This is a genomic window from Borreliella spielmanii, from assembly GCF_014201705.1.
In the GTDB taxonomy this organism is placed as follows: Bacteria; Spirochaetota; Spirochaetia; order Borreliales; family Borreliaceae; genus Borreliella; species Borreliella spielmanii.
On record NZ_JACHFA010000002.1, the window covers coordinates 19,495 to 39,860 of the forward strand.

A 20,366-nucleotide genomic window follows, 5' to 3' on the forward strand; every position below is an offset into this window, starting at 1 on the left:
AAGGATAATGTATGAGTGATTTTATAGCATCAAAAGAAGATGATTATTCTAAGTGGTATTTAGATATAGTGCAGAAAGCAAAACTTGCTGATTATAGCCCTGTAAAAGGGTGCATGGTGATTATGCCTTATGGGTATTCTATTTGGAGCAAAATTCATAGCATACTTGATAAAAAATTTAAAGAGACAGGGCATGAGAATGCATATTTTCCTATGCTTATTCCTTATGGTTTTTTAGAAAAAGAAAAGGATCATATTGATGGATTTTCACCGGAGTTTGCAATTATTAAGGATGCTGGTGGAGAGAGTTTAGCTGAGCCTTTAGTTTTAAGGCCTACTTCTGAGACAATTATTTGGAATATGTATAGTAAGTGGATTAAGTCTTACAGAGATCTTCCTCTTAAAATTAATCAATGGGCAAATGTTATTCGCTGGGAAAAGAGAACAAGACCTTTTTTGCGCACCACCGAATTTTTATGGCAAGAAGGGCATACTGCTCATGCTACTGAAGGGGAAGCATTAGAAGAAACTTTGCTGATTTTAGATGTATATAAAAGATTTATAGAAGACTATTTAGCTATTCCAGTTTTTTGTGGTAAAAAATCTGAAAAGGAAAAATTTGCAGGGGCTGTTTCTACTTATTCTGTTGAGGCATTAATGCAAGATAAAAAAGCACTTCAAGCTGCTACATCCCATTATTTAGGATTGAATTTTGCAAAGGCATTTGATGTAAAGTTTCAAGACAAAGATGGCAAGATGAGGTATGTATTTGCTAGTAGTTGGGGTGTTTCTACTAGATTGATTGGTGCTTTGATTATGGTTCATTCTGACGAGAGAGGTTTAATTTTGCCGCCTCGGATTGCTCCTATAGAAATTATAGTTATTCCCATTTTTAAAAAAGAAGATAAGATTAATAAAAAAATTTTGGACTATTCTGATTGTGTTGTGCAAGCTTTAAAAAAAGCAGAATTTAGGGTTGAAATTGATAAGGATATTAGAAGTTCTCCAGGATTTAGATTTTCATCTGCCGAATTTAAAGGAATTCCAATACGTCTTGAAATAGGAATAAATGATATTCTTTTAAATTCTGTTACTATTGTAAGAAGAGATAAAGATAAGAAATTTAAGTATCAGATATCGCTTGATTCTCTTGTTAGTAAGGTTAAGGCAGAACTTGATTCTATGCAGAAGAATTTATTTGAAAAAGCATTGAATTTTAGGACCCTAAATACCAAGGAGATTTTTAGTAGTGGGAAGGATAGTTATGAGCTATTCAAAGCTTATATGAATGATTATTCTGGATTTGTCCTTTCTTGTTGGTGTGGTGGTGTGAATTGTGAAAATATTATTAAAAATGAAACTAAAGCTACAATAAGATGCATTCCTGATGATTTTAAATCCAGGGATTTAACAGACATGACTTGTATTTATTGTTCTTCTAAGGCTAAATATTTTGTTTTATTTGCCAAATCTTACTAATTGGGTTAACTTTAGTTAATTTTTTCTTGATCTTTTAATTCTTTAAAATTTATTATATGAATTATTGCAATGTTAAAAGCAAAATCAATCAGTAAAGCCAAAGAGATTAATATTGGCATCATTGGTGTTATGTTAGAAACGTTTAACTCTATTCCTTTTGTATATGTAGAGCAAAGCATTGTAATTATGTAAATTAAGCTATTTGGTATATGGGGAAATGCAAAGATAAAAAGAAATGATAAAACACCCATATAGCTTATTTCATAGATAGAAATAGGCAGACTAGAATATGATTTTAAAATTATAAAAAATGATATTACTGAAACAAAAATAGTCCCAAATTTAGAAATAAAATTTATTAGGGGTATGTTTATAATTATGGATTTTTTTATATTTATTCTTTCACTTTTGATATCTTCTATTAATATCACATAAGGGGAATAAGAATCTCTTGATAGTCCTGAAAATATTATATTTTGGAATGATACAAAGATTCCTTTATATATCATTCTAAAATTTTTTGTCAATCTATAGCTAATTATTGGTAATATTACGAATAAAATTATAATTGTCCATGTTAGAAAGAATGTTATGCTATTTATATAATTTTGATAATCCTTAAAGTTTTTTAGGCTTACGGTGTAATCTGCTGCTATAAAAATGATTCCTATATTTAATATCTTTGCAATAAATCCATTTGCATGGTAAAAAAGATTAGATGCGCTTAGCATTAGTTCTCTAGCTATTCTGCCCTTTTGTTTTGCATAATAAAAGCTAGTTCCTAGTATTATTGAAATCATATAGATACTGAGTAGATTCGGATTACCAGATGTAAATATTTTGAAAATATTTTTTGGAAAAAATGTTTCTAGTAAAACTTCTTTTTCGAAAAAATATGTATTTTGTATTGTTTTTTCTAATATTGGAATTCTTTGTGGAAGATATATTATTGCAGCTATTATTGCTACAACAACTCCAGACAGGTTAGTTAAAATTCCATAATAAATTGTTTTGCCAAAGAGTTTTTTAAAGTTTTTATTTTCAATAATATTTTCAATTCCCAATGGAATTGAAAATATTAAGAAAGGAATAAGAGATAAGTATGATAATCTTATAAAAGCATGAGATAAAGAACTATAAATTCCAAGAGGGAAAAATAATCCTAAAAAGATACCAATAGGCAGAGTGAAAAAAAAATTGATTTTTACATTCATATGACTTTTCCTTTCAGAGATTTAAGGTACACTGTGTATTATAAAATAGTACTAAATTTTTTTGTAAATATAAACTTTGGAGTTACAATTGTACTTATATTATTATGCTGCTTGCTAGGAAGGGTGTTTTGGGGGTTGTTTGTATAAGTATCCTGATTCTGTAGATACAGATTTAAATTCAAGGTTGCCAAATATTTCAACTTTAGAAGAACATGATAAACAATTTTTTACTAAAGATTTTTATAAAAATCTTATTTCAAGTAGCAAAGAAATTGGTCTTAAGCTTCATAAAGTTTTAGTAGATTATTTAAATCCGCAGCCAGAAGAGGTTGATAGGGTTTTAAAATATAATCAAGTGATTAACATTTATTGGTCTTTTCTCAAATCAATTGCAAAAAACATTTCAAAATTGACTATGGAGCAGAAAATTTTATTTAGATTTGCTGCTCTTATTCCAAATGCACTTGGATCTGAAATTCAGCTATTAATTTCAAAAACTATTTGGGACAATCATTATAACGAGTCTTTTATTTATTTTGATGAATGGCTTTATGGGGTTAATAGTTTTAAGCTTAGTAGATTAGCAACTGATTTGCCGATGGATAATTTTAAAGAAGAAGATTTGGAAAAAATTTTAATTAATAAGAAAGAAAAACTTTTGGCAAGTATTGATTTTGCAAAGAGTAGCCTTAAGAGAACTGATAAGGTTAGAGAAGAAGCTCTTTATAGGTTAAGAAGTATGTTTGGATTTTTATTTTCAAATAATAGCCAAGACGATTTAGCTTATATGCCTGAATACGGAGTCCGAAGTCCTTATGCCAATTCGATTTTAAAGCCTTTAAATTTTGCTAGTGATTATGTTGATGATCTTATTAAATCAAATAGAGATGTCAATATTTTTATCAATAAAATTGAAGATGCTAACAGAGAGCTTTTTGAAATTCAAAATAAAATGAATAATATTGGAATGTCTGTCGAATCAACTATTGCACATGATGAAGTTGAGGCTATCAGAAGTGCTAATAAACTTGCAATAGGTCCAAGAGGCAATCATTTTCCTATTCTTTTGAGGAATAATGTAATTGCTAACCCTCAATTTTTTGGAAGCAGAGAAAGAATTATCCAGCTTGTTTGGGAAATTGAAAATATCCAACCTAGGCTTTTTCAAAAAGCTTATAGAGGAGATTTGATTAGAGTGGTTCCTTATTTTATATTAATACCTTCTTATGGCGATAAAGGAATCTGTTGGGAGGCAATTGATGTTAAAAACAGAGCAAATGGAAGGGGTAAAATATTAATACCAATGTATGCTAAAAATTTAAGAAAAGCGGTTATTTTGGGGATTGGCGATTTTGTTTGGGAACTTGCAAAAGAACAAGCATCTTTTAGATGGATGGAAACAGGAATTACAGGCCAATATTATGATTATTATGTTAAATTTATTAAAAAAGGAAATGTTAAAAATTTTTTTCTAGAAGATTATTTTCTTTGGATAGACAAAGAAAGTAAAGGAATTCAAAAGCTTGAAAAATTGGTACGTGGCATAATGTGGAGAAATTTACCCTTTTCTAAAAATTTAAAAGAGACACTTGCTAAAAAATCTTTTATATACAAGGAGCTTCTTGATAAAGATAAAAATATTCAAGTATCTGATGGGTATTAAACTTATTTGCTGTTTTATTAAAATTCTAGCTATTTTTTTATTTTTCAGAGAGTTAAGTTAATTTTTATAATTTTTTATAATTATTATCAACGTAAGGTTTTTTCTTTTCCAGAGATTTAATTAATTTTATATTTTCTGTTTCTATTGCAGCTTGCATGGGAGTTTTTTTATTTTTAAGCGTGGAGCTTAAATCAGCTCCGCTTTCTTTTAAAAATTCAAATACTTTTTCGTTATTAGTATATATTGCCCAAAATATTGGAGAATGCCCGGTATCATCTATTTGATTGAGGCTTATGCCATAATCTACTAATATTTTTATGATTTCAAATTCGTTGTTTATTATTGAAATTGAAATTGGAGACATTTTATGTTTAAAGTTTATTTCTGCTCCAAGATTTAGCGCAATTAAAACTCCTTTTGTATTGTTGAAAAAAACAGATATTATAAAAAGATCGTTTTTAATTTTTTCTAAAGTTTGTAAGGTTTTTTTGTCGTTGATATTTATTGAATTTATAAATTTATTTAAGGTGTCTTTATTGTTTTGATATTCTGTGCTACTGAAAGCATACAAATTTTTTTGCAATTCTTTTACTATTAAAGCATTTGTATCGGTGGTTGTTGAATTTAAATTCATTATTATTTGTAATAACAGTGAAAGTATGATGAATTCTTTTTTCATGTTTTGTGAGTCTTGTATTCCTTTAACAGAGTATTTAATTTTAAATGATTGCTTTTTTAATAAGCATAGTATTAAATTAATATTTATTATAGGTTATTATTAGATTGGTTTTCAATATTTTTGTTGTCACAATTGTTAATTATCAGTTAATTTACCTATTTTTTAAACATTAGATAATTTTATATTAAATTTAGGCGTCAACTTTGATGTTTTTTGTATTAGTTTAATATAATATATAATCATATTAAGTTTTTTTATAAAAATTTAAATAATTTTTTAAATTGAGGTATACATTTTATTATGTATAGTATGCAGTATAAAATACTCTTATGAGCCTATTGATTGAAATTGCTAAGTTTATTTTGGTTTTGTTTTTATTTACTTCTTGTAAACAAAAACAAAGTGAGGTTCAAAACCTTACTCATCTTTTAAAATCTTCCAATAAAAATAGATTGGATAAATTTCTTATTATTGATAGGGTTGTTAATATATATATTGCAAATAAGAATTATGAAAGCGCTTTAGAGATTGTAAATAATGGAATTATTGATGATGTATCTAGAGAATATTATCCTTTGTATCTTTATTTAATGGGCAATATTTATAATTCTATGGGAGAAGATTTTATAGCTTTTAGTATTTACAAACATGTTGTTGACAATTTTGATGATTATTTTTATGAAAACTGTTCAGTGAAAACAATAGTAGCTAAAAAGATTATTAATTTAAATATTGATTCAGCTGATAAGATTAATTATTACAAATTTATATTAAATACAGGGATTGATAATTTAAATAATGAAGAAAAAGGTAATTATTTTTATAATCTTGCATTAAGTTTGGAAGATGTTCAAGATTATGATGAATCTTATTTTTACTATAAAAAATTTCTTTCGATTCCAAGAGCACATTTAAAAATAGATTCTAGAGACTATTTTAATGTCGTTACAAAAATTAATTACTTTAATAATCCAGAGTTTGTTGTTTATAGAAATTTAGGAGATTTAATCCAAGATGTTAAAAATTTTATTCTCTCTGGGGATACTTCTAAATTACTCAACATAAGAGATAAGAATAATTTTTTTATTCAAAGCTGGGATCAAAAGGGCGGCAAAAGCAATTCTATTAATACTAACAGCTTTTTAACCACGATGATTAGGCTTGGAGGGAGAAGAAAAAATGGAATACAATTTGCAAAGCATCTTGAGGCGGATTCTAGCGATGATATATCTTACCTTGAATCAAGTGGGTGGGATCATATTCGGGAATGGTATTTTGTTTTTAAAAGAATTGTTTATCCTAAAGATCCAGAAATTAATAATGGTTGGACTTGGATAGGTGTGTATTTAGGTAAAAAATAATAGGAAGGAAATAATGCATTTTCTTAAGGTTCTTTTTAGTTATTTATTTCTACTTTATTCTAATGTTTCTATAATAAAAGATGAGGTTGCCGAGACAAGCGTACATAGAATAATTGATTGGGATAGGAAGGTTATTTGTTTTGATATTGTTAAGGAAATTAATGAAAATGAATTTAGGCCAGTAGGTTTAAATACAGCGTCTAAATTAATAGCAACCATTAATGATTTTAAAGATACGTTAATAAGAGAATCTCTTTTTAAGATAATTATGGACTCTGAAAATACTTTTAAGAATTATTTTGATCTAAATCCCAGCTTAATACTTAATTTTTCAGGTCCCAATAGTATCTTGAAAAGATCTTATATAAAATATTCAGAAGACTTAAGAAGTCTAACTGTTAGGTACGAGCTTAGTCTTTTTCCTGATTTTATAAATTTATTTTTTTCTCATGAAAAACCTTATAAAGCTTTTTATCCATTAGTAAATTCTGATGTTGATAAAACTGACTATACAGGAGTTGTGATTTATGTGGGTGATGTCTACAATAATACTTTTGGTTCTAAAAAATTAGAAGACTCTTTTTTTATCAAAATTTATGATGAAAACATTAGGCCATATTTTGACAAGAGAATGGTTTCTTCAGAGGCTTTGAAAAAATGGGGAATGCTTGAATATAGTAACGATGTTCTTTATAATAATAAAAATAGGGTCGGATATCGTCCTTTAAAATTGGTTGCCAAAAGTATTTATGGTAAAAATAACACAGATATTATACTTGATGAGTATTCTATTAACAAGTTGTTTTCAAATAGTAATAATATTAAACTTTTGCAAGATGGAAGACTTGTTGTAATAAAGTGAGAAAATTAAACTGGGGTACTTGTTTTTTTCTAAACAATCAACTAAGATAATAAAGAGTTTTATAAGGAATTAGTGCCCTTATAGCTCAGTTGGTAGAGCACCACCATGGTAAGGTGGGGGTCGTCGGTTCAAGTCCGATTGAGGGCTTTTATTGGTAGTTAGGAGTTTTACTATATGGGTAAAAAGAAAGGAAAAGGAGCTGTTGAGCTTGTATCTTTGATTTGTGAGGAGACTGGAATTCGGAATTATACCACTACTAAGAATAGACGTAATAAGCAAGAGAAGTTAGAATTGATGAAATATTGTCCAAAATTACGGAAGCATACTCTTCATAAGGAAGGAAAAATAAAATAATAAATAATAAAATAATAGGTCAGTAGTTCCAACGGTAGAACGACAGTCTCCAAAACTGTATGCTGGGGGTTCGAATCCCTCCTGACCTGTTGTTAGAATTAAAGTGAGGCTTTAAGTGTTTAGGTTTATCAAAGATAGTATCTTGGAGCTTAAGAAGGTAACGTGGCCTAAGTATAATGAAGTGGTTGAAAATGGAAAGCAAGTTTTTTGGTTGGTATTATTTGTTTCAATTTTCTTAGGCATAGTCGATTATCTCATGTTTCTTGTTGTAACTTATGTATTTTAGTTTTATTATAAGAAGGGTAAATTATGTCTAGAGCTTGGTATGTAGTTCAAACTTATTCTCAATATGAGAAAAAGATAGAGCAAGACATAAAACTTTTAATAAGTGAAGGTGTTTTTAGCGGTGTAGTGCTAGATGTTAAGGCTCCTATTGAAAAAATAGAAGAAATAAGAAATGGCAAGAAAAGAATAAGGGAGAGAAAAATTTGGCCAGGTTATATTCTTGTTGAGCTAGATCTTCCAGAGGTAGGTTGGAAGGATATTGTCGCTAATATTATTAAAGTTCAAGGTGTTATTAATTTTGTAGGTGTTAGCAAAGGCCAAAGGCCTATTCCTATTAATGATGAAGAAGTAAAAAGTGTTTTTATGCTTACTGGTGAGATTAAAGCAAATAAATCTATTTTTATGCTTTATGACTTTGAGGAAGGAGAAAGAGTCAGAATTAAAGGTGGTCCTTTTGATTCTTTTGAAGGGCTTATTAGTTCTATTGATTACGAAAGAAAGAAATTAAAGGTTTCAGTTCAAATCTTTGGAAGATCAACGCCTGTTGAGGTTGATTTTCAACATATAGAAAAGATTTAAAATTTAATACTGATGGGAGCTTTCAAGGCGTTATTACCATAAGGAGATGATATGGCAAAAAAAAAAGCAATTTCTTGGATTAAATTACAGGTTCCAGCTGCTCAAGCAGCTCCTGGAGCTAAAATAGGACAAGCGCTTGGACCACATGGAGTTAGTGGTCCTCAGTTTGTAAAGGAATTTAATGAGAGAACCGCAAAAATGGAGCCTGGCATTGTGGTTCCTGTTATCATTACTGTTTATAGCGATAAAAGTTTTTCTTTTATTGTAAAGACCCCTCCAGCTTCAATTTTAATTAAAAAAGCTATTGGGATAGAGTCAGGATCTAAAAAATCTAATACAGATAAAGTTGGGACTATATCAAAAGAAAAGTTAATGGAAATAGTAAGAATTAAAATGCCTGATTTAAATGCAAAATCAGAATCAGCAGCTTTTAAAATTATTTCAGGAAGTGCACGTTCAATGGGTGTTGAGGTGGAGAAATAATGTCAAAAAAGGGTAAAAAATACATTGCAGCTTTTTCTAAAGTAGATAAGAGCAAATTTTATAACATTGAAGAAGCAATTTCATTATTGAAAAAAATTAAGTTTGTTAAATTTGATGAAACTATAGATATATCTGTTAACCTTAATTTAAAAAAGAATCATACCGTTAGAGACACTATAGTTTTGCCAAATCAGTTTATGAAGCCAAAAAGAATACTTGTTTTTGCAAAAGGTGATCGAGCAGATGAAGCTAGAGCGTTTGGTGCAACTTATGTTGGAGATGATGATCTGATAAATAAGATTAAAAGTGGTTGGGATGAATTTGACATTGTTGTTGCAACTCCTGATATGATGAAGGATGTTGGAAAACTTGGTCCTATTTTGGGGAAAAAAGGCTTGATGCCTAATCCAAAGACTCAAACAGTCACAAATAATCTTAAGGATGCAATCAATAGCCTTAAAAAAGGCCGAACAGAATTTAGAGCAAATAAAAACGGTGTAATAAGCTTTTCTTTTGGTAAATCCTCTATGGACAATGAAAAGATAAAAGAAAATTATGAGGAATTTATCAAGGAAGTTGTCAAAAAAAGACCGAGTGATTTAAAAGGAGCTTTTATAGATAGTGTTTATATTTCATCTACTATGGGGCCTTCTATAAAAGTTAATTTTGTTTGGAGGTGACATTATGAGTACAAAGATAAATTCTAAAAAGTTAGAAATGTTTGATTTATTGAAAAAATTTGTAGATAGCAAGCAAAATTTTTTTTTCTTGGATTATAGAGGTTTGAGTGTGTCTCAGTTGACAGATCTTCGCAATAAAATAGAAGAAGAGCATGGAGCCTTAAAAGTTGTTAAAAACAATATAATGAAGATGGTTTTAAAAGAAAAGAATATTAATGTTATTGATTCTTGTTTGGTTGGCCCAACAGTTGTTATTGCTGCATTAGAAGAGGCTAATGTAATAGCAAAAATTTTTTATGATTTTGTAAAAACTACTACTTTAAAAGTAAAGGGCGGCTTTATTTTAGGGGAGTTTTATGATGAGGCTAAAGTTCAAGCTTATAGCAAGCTTCCTACCAAAAAAGAGTCTATTTCTTTATTTGCTAGTGTGTTAAAAGCGCCAGTTTCTAAGCTTGTAAGAACATTGAAAGCTTTGGCTGATGTTAAAAGTTAACATAGCAGTGTTAGTCTTAATTTTTGAGTGCATGCTATCACTGTAAAATTAAAATGATAAGGAGTTAATATGGCACTAAATAAAGAAGATATTTTAACCTGGCTTGAGGGTGCAAAAACTATGGAAGTTGTTGACCTTGTAACAGCTATTGAGGAAAAGTTTGGGGTAACTGCTGTTGTTGCTGCTGGTGGAGGAGGAGCTGTTTCAGTAGGTTCAACTGATTCTGAAGAACAAACCGAATTTGATGTAATTCTTATGTCTTTTGGTGATAGTAAGATAAATGTTATAAAAGAGGTTAGGTCTATTACAGGGCTTGGTCTTGGAGAAGCTAAGGCTTTAGTTGAATCTGCCCCTAAAGCTGTTAAAGAAGGTCTTTCTAAGTCAGATGCTGAGGAATTGAAAAAGAAACTTGAGGCAGTTGGCGCAAAAGTTGAAGTTAAATAAAAAATTAAAAATATATCAAAGTTGTTATTCCGCATGTCTTTATGATATGCGGCTTGTTATGTCTTAAAAAAGGAGTCTTTTAATGATAAAAAGAGTTCATCTGGGACAAGGAAGAGCTGATGAGATTTTAGACTTACCTAACCTGATAGAAATACAATTAAATTCTTATGAAAAATTTTTACAACTTGATAAATTAAAAAATAAAAAACCTTTACTTAATGAAGGACTTGAGTCTGTTTTTAGAAATATATTTCCCATCAAAAGTGGAAATGGTGATGTTGCTCTTGAGTACGAAAGATACTATATAGAAAACGATGCCCTCAATTTTACAGAAAAAGAATGTAAAAGAAAAGGTCAAAGTTATGAAGCTGTTTTAAAAGTAAGACTAAATTTGCAATTTTTGACTACTGGGGAAATAAGGCAAAAAGACGTGTACATGGGAACTATTCCTTTAATGACAGAAAGGGGTACTTTTATTATTAATGGGGCTGAGAGGGTTATTGTTTCTCAGATTCATAGATCCCCAGGAGTGGTTTTTTATAAAGAAAAAGATTTGTATTCTGCTAGAATAATTCCTTATCGTGGTTCTTGGCTAGAATTTGAGATTGATTCTAAAAAAGATTATCTTTATGTAAAGATAGATAGAAAAAAAAGAATACTCATAACTCTTTTTTTAAGGGCTTTAGGGTTTGATACTAGAGAAAAAATAATAGAAACTTTTTATAACATTAAAAAAATTAAAGTTGAAGAGATTACAAAAAGAGATCTTCCAGGTCAATATTTAGCCAAGAGTATTAACATAAAAGAGAATATGTATTATCGAGCAGGAGATAAGATTACTTTACAAGATGTTGAAGATTTTTTACAAAATGGAGTAAATGAAATAGAGCTTGTTGATTTTGATGGTTATAATGATATTTCTGGAAAGTACTTTGTAAGTTCGAATGTTATTTTAAATTGTCTTGAGAAAGAGGATGCTTTTTTTGCCTTAAAGGATGGTTCTAAAGAGCTTCCAAAAGAATCAGTTATGCTCGCTGTTTATGGTGCTCTTTTCCCTGGTGAGCCAATATCGATTGATAATGCTGAAAACGATTTAAAAACCATATTCTTTTCTGAAAGAAGATATGATCTTGGACGTGTAGGGCGCTATAAACTTTCTAAAAAATTTGGATTTGATGATTTAACTACATCAGTTTTAACTATGAGTGATATTGTTAATACCATATCTCATCTTTTGAGAATATATGAAGGTCATGATATTTTTGATGATATTGATCATTTGGGAAATAGAAGAGTGCGTTCTGTTGGTGAGCTTCTTACCAATATATATAAGGGCGCAATGTCAAGAGTTGAAAAAATTGCTAAAGATAGAATGTCTAACAAAGAAGTTTTTAATCTAAAGCCTCAAGAATTAATAAGTGTTAAACCTATTGTATCTGCTGTTAAAGAATTTTTTGCAACTAGCCAACTTTCGCAGTTTATGGATCAAGTTAATCCTTTGGCCGAACTTACTCACAAAAGGCGTCTTAATGCTCTTGGTCCGGGGGGGCTTTCAAGAGATAGAGCAGGATTTGAAGTAAGAGATGTTCATTATACTCATTATGGCAGAATGTGTCCTATTGAAACTCCTGAAGGGCCAAATATTGGACTTATTGTTTCTTTGGCTACTTATTCCAGAGTTAATGACTATGGGTTTTTGGAAACCCCCTATAGGAAAGTTATTAATGGAGAAGTGACTGACGAATTAGAATATTTATCTGCTATTGACGAAGAGAAAAAGTGTATTGCTCAAGCCAATGCTGCTTTTAATTCTAATGGGAAGTATCTTGAAGATTTAGTTTCTGTTAGAATTTCTGGTGATTATACCACAACAAACCCCAAAAATATAGACTATATGGACGTTTCTCCTAGACAATTAATCTCAGTATCTTCAGCATTAATTCCTTTTCTTGAGCACAATGATGCAAATAGAGCGCTTATGGGTTCTAATATGCAAAGACAGGCAGTACCTCTACTTTTTCCTAAACCCCCGATTGTTGGTACAGGCATGGAAAGTGTTGTTGCAAAGGATTCAGGAGTAGTAGTTAAGGCTAAAAGAAGTGGAGAAGTTATTCTTGCAACAAGTAATAAAATAGTTGTTAAACCTTTTGAATCAGAGAATGTTAAAGATTTAGATGAATATCATATTGTTAAGTATGAAAGGACAAATCAAGATACTTGTTTTAATCAATCCGTTTTAGTTAAAGAGGGTCAAAAGGTTGAAAGAGGTGAAATAATAGCTGACGGTCCTGCTACTAGATATGGAGAGCTTGCTCTTGGTAATAATTTATTACTAGGAGTTATTCCTTGGAATGGATTTAATTATGAGGATGCTATATTGATTTCTGATAGAATTGTAAAGGAAGATCTTTATACATCTATTCATATTAAAGAATTCAGTATAGAGGTAAGAGAAACTAAACTTGGTCCTGAGAAAGTTACAGGAGATATACCTAATGTTAGCGAAAAGATACTAAATAAATTGGATGAAAATGGGATTATACGGATAGGAACTTATGTAAAGCCCGGAGATATTCTGGTTGGTAAAGTTACTCCAAAATCAGAAGGAGATATTACTCCCGAATTTAGACTTTTAACTTCCATTTTTGGAGAAAAAGCAAAAGATGTTAAAAATAATTCGTTAAAAGTTCCTCATGGCACCGAAGGTACAGTTATTGATGTTCAAAGGATTACCAAAGAGGATGTTGGCAATCTTTCTCCTGGGGTTGAGGAGATACTTAAAGTTTATGTTGCTAAAAAAAGGAAGCTTAAAGAAGGTGATAAAATGGCTGGACGACATGGTAATAAGGGTGTTGTTGCAAAAATTCTTCCTGTTGAAGATATGCCTTATCTTGCAGACGGAACTCCTCTTGACATATGCTTAAATCCCTTAGGAGTTCCCTCTAGAATGAATATTGGGCAGTTAATGGAATCACAATTAGGTCTTGCTGGTAAATATCTTAGTGAATTTTATAATGTTCCTGTTTTTGAATCTGCTACAAATGAGCAAATTCAAGAAAAATTAAAAAAAGCTGGATTTAATCCAACTTCTAAAGAAATTTTATATGATGGTTATACAGGGGAGCCTTTCGAAAATGAAGTAATGGTTGGGGTGATTTACATGCTTAAGCTACATCACCTTGTTGATGATAAAATGCATGCAAGATCAACAGGGCCATATTCTCTTGTTTCTCAACAACCTCTTGGAGGAAAAGCTCAATTTGGTGGGCAAAGACTTGGGGAAATGGAGGTATGGGCTCTTGAAGCTTATGGTGCAGCTCACACCCTTCAAGAACTTTTAACAGTTAAATCTGATGATATGTCGGGCAGAGTTAAGATATATGAAAATATAGTAAAAGGTATTCCTACTAATGTATCAGGGATTCCCGAGTCTTTTAATGTGCTAATGCAAGAGCTTAGAGGGCTTGGACTTGACTTGTCAATTTACGATGATAATGGGAATCAAGTTCCTTTAACAGAGAAAGAAGAAGAATTGATTAATAAAAGCTAGGGTTTTGGAGTTTTTATGAAAGAGATAAAAGATTTTGAAAAAATAAAAATTAAAATAGCATCTCCTGATCAAATTAGAAATTGGTCTTATGGAGAGGTTAAAAAGTCTGAGACTATTAATTATAGGACTTTGAGACCCGAGAAGGATGGGCTTTTTTGTGAAAGAATTTTTGGTACTACAAAGGAATGGGAATGTTATTGTGGTAAATTCAAATCAGTTAGATATAAGGGTATTATTTGTGATCGTTGCAATGTAGAGGTTACCCATTTTAAGGTGAGGCGGGAGAGAATGGGGCATATTGAGTTAGCAGCTCCAGTTGCTCATATTTGGTATTACAAATATATACCTTCTAGGATTGGTCTTTTGCTTGACATTACGGCATCTAGTTTAAATTCTATTCTTTATTATGAAAAATATGTAGTAATTGAGCCGGGTGATACTGATCTTAAAAAAATGCAGCTTTTAAATGAAGATGAGTATATAGAGGCTAGAGAGCGATACGGGATGTCTTTTAATGCTTCGATGGGAGCTGAAGCTATTAAAACTCTTCTTGAAAATCTTGATCTTGATGAGCTTTCATCTAAACTTAGGATTCAAATGATAGATAAAGATGATAAAACTGATAAGAAGCTCTTAAGACGTCTTGAAATTATTGAAAATTTTAAAATTTCTGGGAATAAGCCAGAATGGATGATTATGGAGGTTCTTCCTGTTATTCCCCCAGAGATTAGGCCAATGGTTCAGCTTGATGGAGGACGCTTTGCAACGTCTGATCTTAATGATCTTTATAGAAGAGTTATAAATAGGAATAATCGTTTAAGAAAATTGCTTCTTCTTAATGCGCCAGAGATTATTGTTAGAAACGAAAAAAGAATGCTTCAAGAATCAGTAGACTCTCTTTTTGACAATTCTCATAAAAGAAAAGTTGTTAAAGGATCGTCAAGTAGGCCTCTTAAGTCGCTTTCGGATGCTTTAAAAGGCAAGCAGGGAAGATTTAGGCAAAATCTTCTTGGTAAAAGAGTAGATTATTCTGGTCGTTCTGTTATTGTTGTTGGACCTGAGTTAAAACTGCATCAATGTGGATTGCCTGCAAAAATGGCTCTTGAGTTGTTTAAGCCTTTTGTAATAAGAAGGTTGATTGAGAGTGAAGCTGTTTTTAATATTAAAAGAGCAAAGAATTTAATCGAGCAAGAAGTTGATGAGGTATGGCAAATTTTAGATCTTGTTATTAAAGAGCACCCTATTCTTTTAAATAGAGCGCCTACTCTTCATAGACTTGGAATTCAAGCTTTTGAGCCTGTGTTAGTTGAGGGTAAGGCAATAAAATTACATCCCCTTGTTTGTCATGCATATAATGCTGATTTTGATGGGGATCAAATGGCAGTACATGTGCCTCTTACTCCATCAGCACAAGCTGAAAGTTGGGCGTTAATGCTTTCAACAAACAATCTTTTAAATCCTGCCAATGGGCATCCTATTGTTTTTCCATCTCAAGATATTGTTTTAGGCCTATATTATTTAACAATGGAAAAAAAGAATACTGTTGGACAAGGTAAAAAGTTTTTAAACTTTAACAATGTTATTCTTGCCATAAATAATAGGAGTCTAGATTATAATGCTTCTATTTATGTAAAAATTAATGGCGAATATGAAAAAACTACAGCTGGTAGGGTTATATTTAATGAGGCTTTGCCCAATGGGATTGAATTTATAAATAAAACTCTTAGTGATTTGGAACTACAAATTTTAATATCAAAAGTTTATGTAGTTCATGGTTCTTCTACTGTAATTGAAATGCTTGACATTATCAAGGAGTTGGGCTTTAAGTATGCCACTAAGTTTGGATGCACAATTAGCATGAGTGATATTATTGTTCCTGATGAAAAGAAAACTTATATAGACAGGGCCAATAAAGAAATTGCTAAAATTCAAAATGATTATGCTAAAGGTGTTATTACTGGTGAAGAGCGTTATAATAATGTAGTTTCTGTTTGGTTAAAGACTAACGAGGAACTTACTAATAAGATGATGGAAATTTTAAAGAAAGATAGAGACGGGTTTAATGTTATATATATGATGGCAGATTCGGGCGCTAGGGGTAGTAGAAATCAAATAAGGCAACTTGCTGGTATGAGAGGATTGATGGCAAAAACTTCTGGGGATATTATTGAGCTTCCAATTATTTCTAACTTTAAAGAAGGCCTTTCTGTTATAGAGTTTTTTATTTCTACAAATGGAGCGAGAAAGGGGTTAGCTGATACTGCTCTTAAGACCGCTGATGCTGGATATTTAACTCGAAGACTAGTAGATATTGCTCAAGATGTTGTTGTTAGAATAGAAGATTGTGGGACTATAAACGGAATAAAAGTTGAAACTGTAAAAAATGGTGAAGAAATATTAGAATCTTTGAAAGAAAAAGCTGTTGGGAGCTATTCTATTGAAAGAATAAAAAATCCAATTACCGGTGAGATTGTTTTAGATGCAAATGAAGAAATTTCAGAAGCCAAAATAGAATTATTAGAGAAAATTGGTATTGAAAAGCTTGTTATTAGATCTGTTTTAACATGCGAAGCTGAACATGGCGTTTGTCAAAAATGTTATGGTAGAGATTTCTCAAAGAATAAGCCCGTTAACATTGGCGAGGCTGTAGGAATAATTGCCGCTCAGTCTATAGGTCAACCAGGCACCCAATTAACCATGAGAACTTTTCATATTGGTGGAGTTGCTCAGGCTGGTAGTGAATATGATAAAATATCTTTAAAGAATGCTTTTATACTTAATGGCATAGAAGGCTTTAATGTTAAGGTTGACAATGGAGTTCTTTTTACAAGAAAAGGAACTTTAAAAATAATCAATGTTTTTTACGAGGAAAAAATTAAGAATATAAAAGAAATTAAAGTTTTAGATTCTCAAAGAGTAATTAAAGGAATCCCTTTGTTTGTTAATAAAAAGGGAGTAGAGATTCTCTCTTCTTATATTGGTTATGTGAAGTTAAGAGACGATAAATTTTTCATAGTATCAGAAGAGCAAGAAGTTGTCTTGAAAGCTGGTACAAAGCTTGAAATAGAGGTTGGCGACTATGTTGAATCGGGTAAAGTTATCGGTACATTTGATCCATTTGCAGAGCCTATTATTGCAGAGGTTAAGGGTAAAATTAAATTTAAGGATATTATCTTGGGTACTACCCTTAAAGAGGAGATAAATACCGAAACAGGTAATGTTGAGAAAAGAATTACAGATAATGTTTTTGAATCTCTTGATCCTAGAATTTTTATTATTAATAGCAGTGGTATGGAGGTTGCATCTTATGTATTACCAGGCGATGCTTATCTTCAAGTTGAAGATGGTCAGAATATTAATATAGGAGATGTTATTGCGAAACTTTCTAAAGGGTCTGAAAAAACTCAAGATATTACAGGGGGATTGCCACGTGTTAATGATCTTTTTGAAACAAGAATTCCTAAGAATTTGACTGAAATGGCCAAAGTAAGTGGAATTGTTCAATTTAAATCAATTCAAAAAGGCAAAAGACTTATTAATATTTTAGATGAGTATGGGGTTGAGCATAAGCATTATATTCCAGCTGGCAAACATCTTTTAGTTAGAGATGGAGATGTTGTTAAGGCAGGAGATATGCTTTGTGATGGCAGAATTAATCCGCATGATGTGCTTGAAATTTTAGGTGGGATTAGTTTGCAAGAGTTTTTGTTAGAAGAAATTCAAGATGTTTATCGAAAACAGGGTGTTAGCATTAATGACAAGCATATTGGTGTGATAATTAAACAAATGATGAAAAAAGTTAAAATTGTAGCAGTTGGTGATACTAATTTTGTTTATGGGCAAAAGGTAGATAAGCACACTTTTTATGAGCAAAATAGAAAAGTGATCGAACAAGGTGGTGAGCCAGCAATAGCAAGTCCCATTCTTATAGGAGTAACTAAGACTTCTCTTAATATAGATTCTTTTATTTCTGCAGCTTCTTTTCAAGAAACAACAAAAGTATTAACAGATGCTTCTATTGCTGGAAAAATAGATGATCTTAGAGGATTGAAAGAAAATGTTGTCATTGGGCATTTAATTCCTACGGGAACTGGCATGGGACTTTATAAAAAAATTAAAGTTAGTGAAAATATCAATTCTGAAGTTTAGCTTGAAAATAAGTGATATATTTGCTACCATTTTATTAATAATTTCAAGAAAAGGAGAGCGTTGATAAATGCCTACAATTAATCAGTTAATTAGAAAGCCTAGAAAAAGTCAAACGGAGAAGACCGCGTCTCCTGCGCTTCAAAATTGTCCCCAAAGAAGAGGAATTTGTACACGTGTAATGACTGTAACTCCCAAAAAGCCTAATTCGGCTTTAAGAAAAGTAGCACGTGTTAGACTTTCAAATGGATTTGAAGTAACTGCATATATTCCAGGAATTGGTCATAATTTACAAGAACATTCTGTAGTTCTAATTAGAGGTGGTCGAGTTAAAGATTTGCCTGGAGTAAGGTATCACATAGTTCGAGGAGCTAAGGATACTCTTGGTGTTAATAATAGGAAAAAGGGGAGATCTAAGTATGGAACAAAAAAACCTAAAGCTTAATTGAAAGGTGGGTTAATATTAAATATGTCAAGAAAAAATAAAAAAATCAAAAAGAAAGTTTTTGTTGATACTAGGTACAATTCTAGAATTGTTGCAAAGTTTGCAAACAGAATGATGTATAATGGAAAAAAATCAATAAGCGAGAGTATACTTTATAGTTCTATTGATTTGCTTGCTGACAAGCTTGAAGATAGTGATAAGATGGCTGTTTTTTGCAAGGCTTTAGATAATATTAAGCCATTAGTAGAAGTAAGAAGTAGACGAGTGGGTGGTGCTACATATCAAGTTCCTGTTGAAGTTAGAGAAGAGAGAAGAGAGGCTTTAGCTATGAAGTGGATTATTTTTGCTGCTAGAAAGGCTAGTGGTAGGTCTATGAAGGAAAAGTTGTCAAACGAACTTTTAAATGCATACAATTCTACTGGAGTTGCTTTTAAGAAAAAAGAAGATACTCATAGAATGGCTGAAGCAAATAAAGCTTTTACTCATTATAGATGGTAAAAAGACACCTTTTTTTAAGGTGTCTTTTTTTGTTTATATGCTGTGTATTATTAGGGCTATTTTTTATATTTATTTTATTAAAAGTAAGGGGGTATTTTTGTGTTAAAAAAAGTTTATTGTTTTTTAATTTTTTTATTTTTTATTGCTTGTTCTGGTTCTAATGATGGTAAGTCAGAGTCCAAAACAGTTTCGCTTATAGTTGATGGTGCTTTTGATGATAAAGGGTTTAATGAGAGTTCTTCTAATGCGATGAAAAAATTAAAGGCAGATTTTAATATAAATATAATTGAAAAATCATCTACGGGTAATTCTTATTTAGGAGATATTGCAAACTTAGAGGATGGTAATTCAAGTTTGATTTGGGGAGTTGGATTTAGATTGTCAGATATTCTTTTACAAAGAGCTAGTGAGAATGTTTCTATCAATTATGCAATCATGGAGGGGGTTTATAATGATGAAATTCAAATGCCCAAAAATCTTCTTAATATTAATTTTAAATCCGAAGAGGTGGCTTTTTTAGCAGGATATTTTGCTTCAAAGTCTTCTAAAACGGGTAAGATCGGATTTATTGGAGGAGTGAAGGGGGAGGTTTTAGAATCTTTTATGTATGGATACGAAGCTGGTGCTAAGTATGCAAATTCCAATATTAAAGTGGTTTCTCAATATGTTGGTACATTTGGAGACTTTGGACTTGGTCGATCAACAGCATCTAATATGTATCGGGATGGGGTTGATATTATATTTGCAGCTGCAGGACTTTCTGGTATAGGAGTAATTGAGGCCGCAAAAGAATTGGGGCCCGATCATTATATTATTGGAGTCGATCAGGATCAATCATATCTTGCCCCCAATAATGTTCTTATTTCTGCTGTAAAGAAGGTTGATTCATTAATGTATAGTTTAACAAAAAAGTATTTAGAAACCGGAGTTTGGGATGGGGGCAAGACCATGTTGTTCGGACTTAAAGAAGATGGACTTGGGTTAGTTTTAAATGAAAACTTAAAGTTAGATTATTCTGAAATTTATGATAAATCATTAAAAATTGGGCAAAGTATAATGAACGGTATAATAAGAGTTCCTTATGACAAGGCATCTTATGATAACTTTGTTTTGCAAATAGCAAATTAACTTGATTTATGTGGAGTTGATTTG

18 protein-coding genes and 2 tRNA genes are annotated in these 20,366 nt (G+C 31.0%); 18 read left to right on the top strand and 2 right to left on the bottom strand.

Annotated elements, in window-relative coordinates:
- The first annotated feature begins 11 nt into the window (after positions 1–11).
- Positions 12–1,478, top strand: coding sequence for a proline--tRNA ligase (gene proS / locus HNR35_RS02255; RefSeq protein ID WP_183223640.1), 1,467 nt, complete (start codon positions 12–14; stop codon positions 1,476–1,478).
- 11 nt (positions 1,479–1,489) lie between these two features.
- Here the strand turns inward: proS and HNR35_RS02260 are convergent, their stop codons facing one another.
- A complete protein-coding gene (locus HNR35_RS02260) occupies positions 1,490–2,692 on the bottom strand; it encodes a dicarboxylate/amino acid:cation symporter (RefSeq protein ID WP_183223642.1) in 1,203 nt (400 codons plus the stop codon).
- A gap of 139 nt (positions 2,693–2,831) precedes the next feature.
- Here HNR35_RS02260 and HNR35_RS02265 point away from each other — a divergent pair, with 139 nt between their 5' ends.
- Positions 2,832–4,355: a hypothetical protein gene (locus HNR35_RS02265; protein WP_183223644.1), complete on the top strand. Its 1,524-nt coding sequence runs from the start codon at positions 2,832–2,834 to the stop codon at positions 4,353–4,355.
- 64 nt (positions 4,356–4,419) lie between these two features.
- Here the strand turns inward: HNR35_RS02265 and HNR35_RS02270 are convergent, their stop codons facing one another.
- Positions 4,420–5,034 (bottom strand): ankyrin repeat domain-containing protein, encoded by a 615-nt coding sequence (locus HNR35_RS02270; RefSeq protein WP_183223646.1) that lies wholly within the window; start codon positions 5,032–5,034, stop codon positions 4,420–4,422.
- Positions 5,035–5,363: 329 nt separating this feature from the next.
- On the opposite strand from HNR35_RS02270, the gene HNR35_RS02275 reads away from it, so the two are divergent.
- The 16 genes from HNR35_RS02275 to bmpD all read left to right on the top strand — a co-directional run bounded on the left by HNR35_RS02275 (position 5,364) and on the right by bmpD (position 20,342).
- Entirely contained in the window at positions 5,364–6,395 is a 1,032-nt protein-coding gene (locus HNR35_RS02275) for a hypothetical protein (RefSeq protein ID WP_183223648.1), read from the top strand.
- A 13-nt stretch (positions 6,396–6,408) separates the two neighbouring features.
- On the top strand, positions 6,409–7,257 hold the full coding sequence (locus HNR35_RS02280; protein ID WP_183223650.1) for a hypothetical protein: 849 nt from the start codon (positions 6,409–6,411) through the stop codon (positions 7,255–7,257).
- Positions 7,258–7,331: 74 nt separating this feature from the next.
- Positions 7,332–7,404 (top strand) — tRNA-Thr (locus tag HNR35_RS02285).
- Positions 7,405–7,431: 27 nt separating this feature from the next.
- The gene (gene rpmG, locus HNR35_RS02290) at positions 7,432–7,611 is read left to right on the top strand and encodes a 50S ribosomal protein L33 (protein WP_183223652.1); all 180 of its coding nucleotides are present in this window, start codon (positions 7,432–7,434) and stop codon (positions 7,609–7,611) included.
- 16 nt (positions 7,612–7,627) lie between these two features.
- Positions 7,628–7,700, top strand: a tRNA-Trp gene (locus HNR35_RS02295).
- A gap of 26 nt (positions 7,701–7,726) precedes the next feature.
- Positions 7,727–7,897 carry a preprotein translocase subunit SecE gene (gene secE / locus HNR35_RS02300; RefSeq protein WP_011600998.1) on the top strand — a complete coding sequence of 57 codons (171 nt, stop codon included), beginning with the start codon at positions 7,727–7,729 and terminating at the stop codon, positions 7,895–7,897.
- A gap of 23 nt (positions 7,898–7,920) precedes the next feature.
- On the top strand, positions 7,921–8,475 hold the full coding sequence (gene nusG / locus HNR35_RS02305) for a transcription termination/antitermination protein NusG (protein ID WP_183223654.1): 555 nt from the start codon (positions 7,921–7,923) through the stop codon (positions 8,473–8,475).
- A 51-nt stretch (positions 8,476–8,526) separates the two neighbouring features.
- Entirely contained in the window at positions 8,527–8,958 is a 432-nt protein-coding gene (gene rplK / locus HNR35_RS02310) for a 50S ribosomal protein L11 (RefSeq protein ID WP_006433846.1), read from the top strand.
- Entirely contained in the window at positions 8,958–9,638 is a 681-nt protein-coding gene (gene rplA / locus HNR35_RS02315; RefSeq protein ID WP_183223656.1) for a 50S ribosomal protein L1, read from the top strand. The genes rplK and rplA overlap by 1 nt, the downstream gene beginning before the upstream one ends.
- A gap of 4 nt (positions 9,639–9,642) precedes the next feature.
- On the top strand, positions 9,643–10,131 hold the full coding sequence (rplJ, locus tag HNR35_RS02320; protein WP_183223658.1) for a 50S ribosomal protein L10: 489 nt from the start codon (positions 9,643–9,645) through the stop codon (positions 10,129–10,131).
- Between the two features lie 69 nt (positions 10,132–10,200).
- Positions 10,201–10,575 (top strand): 50S ribosomal protein L7/L12, encoded by a 375-nt coding sequence (rplL, locus tag HNR35_RS02325; RefSeq protein ID WP_183223660.1) that lies wholly within the window; start codon positions 10,201–10,203, stop codon positions 10,573–10,575.
- 82 nt (positions 10,576–10,657) lie between these two features.
- Positions 10,658–14,125 (top strand): DNA-directed RNA polymerase subunit beta, encoded by a 3,468-nt coding sequence (gene rpoB, locus HNR35_RS02330; RefSeq protein ID WP_183223662.1) that lies wholly within the window; start codon positions 10,658–10,660, stop codon positions 14,123–14,125.
- Positions 14,126–14,140: 15 nt separating this feature from the next.
- Positions 14,141–18,274 (top strand): DNA-directed RNA polymerase subunit beta', encoded by a 4,134-nt coding sequence (rpoC, locus tag HNR35_RS02335; protein ID WP_183223664.1) that lies wholly within the window; start codon positions 14,141–14,143, stop codon positions 18,272–18,274.
- 67 nt (positions 18,275–18,341) lie between these two features.
- Positions 18,342–18,716 carry a 30S ribosomal protein S12 gene (gene rpsL / locus HNR35_RS02340; RefSeq protein ID WP_002656492.1) on the top strand — a complete coding sequence of 125 codons (375 nt, stop codon included), beginning with the start codon at positions 18,342–18,344 and terminating at the stop codon, positions 18,714–18,716.
- Positions 18,717–18,740: 24 nt separating this feature from the next.
- Positions 18,741–19,214 carry a 30S ribosomal protein S7 gene (gene rpsG / locus HNR35_RS02345; RefSeq protein ID WP_183223666.1) on the top strand — a complete coding sequence of 158 codons (474 nt, stop codon included), beginning with the start codon at positions 18,741–18,743 and terminating at the stop codon, positions 19,212–19,214.
- A 99-nt stretch (positions 19,215–19,313) separates the two neighbouring features.
- Entirely contained in the window at positions 19,314–20,342 is a 1,029-nt protein-coding gene (bmpD, locus tag HNR35_RS02350) for a nucleoside ABC transporter substrate-binding protein BmpD (RefSeq protein WP_183223668.1), read from the top strand.
- The last annotated feature ends 24 nt before the right edge of the window (positions 20,343–20,366 follow it).

Coding starts and splice junctions, on each gene's coding strand:
- proS (WP_183223640.1), top strand. CDS start 12: ATGAGTGATTTTATAGCATCAAAAGAAGATGATTATTCTAAGTGGTAT.
- rpoB (WP_183223662.1), top strand. CDS start 10,658: ATGATAAAAAGAGTTCATCTGGGACAAGGAAGAGCTGATGAGATTTTA.
- rplJ (WP_183223658.1), top strand. CDS start 9,643: ATGAGTACAAAGATAAATTCTAAAAAGTTAGAAATGTTTGATTTATTG.
- HNR35_RS02280 (WP_183223650.1), top strand. CDS start 6,409: ATGCATTTTCTTAAGGTTCTTTTTAGTTATTTATTTCTACTTTATTCT.
- HNR35_RS02275 (WP_183223648.1), top strand. CDS start 5,364: ATGAGCCTATTGATTGAAATTGCTAAGTTTATTTTGGTTTTGTTTTTA.
- HNR35_RS02270 (WP_183223646.1), bottom strand. CDS start 5,034: ATGAAAAAAGAATTCATCATACTTTCACTGTTATTACAAATAATAATG.
- rplL (WP_183223660.1), top strand. CDS start 10,201: ATGGCACTAAATAAAGAAGATATTTTAACCTGGCTTGAGGGTGCAAAA.
- rpsG (WP_183223666.1), top strand. CDS start 18,741: ATGTCAAGAAAAAATAAAAAAATCAAAAAGAAAGTTTTTGTTGATACT.
- HNR35_RS02260 (WP_183223642.1), bottom strand. CDS start 2,692: ATGAATGTAAAAATCAATTTTTTTTTCACTCTGCCTATTGGTATCTTT.
- rpsL (WP_002656492.1), top strand. CDS start 18,342: ATGCCTACAATTAATCAGTTAATTAGAAAGCCTAGAAAAAGTCAAACG.
- rplK (WP_006433846.1), top strand. CDS start 8,527: ATGGCAAAAAAAAAAGCAATTTCTTGGATTAAATTACAGGTTCCAGCT.
- rpmG (WP_183223652.1), top strand. CDS start 7,432: ATGGGTAAAAAGAAAGGAAAAGGAGCTGTTGAGCTTGTATCTTTGATT.
- nusG (WP_183223654.1), top strand. CDS start 7,921: ATGTCTAGAGCTTGGTATGTAGTTCAAACTTATTCTCAATATGAGAAA.
- rpoC (WP_183223664.1), top strand. CDS start 14,141: ATGAAAGAGATAAAAGATTTTGAAAAAATAAAAATTAAAATAGCATCT.
- rplA (WP_183223656.1), top strand. CDS start 8,958: ATGTCAAAAAAGGGTAAAAAATACATTGCAGCTTTTTCTAAAGTAGAT.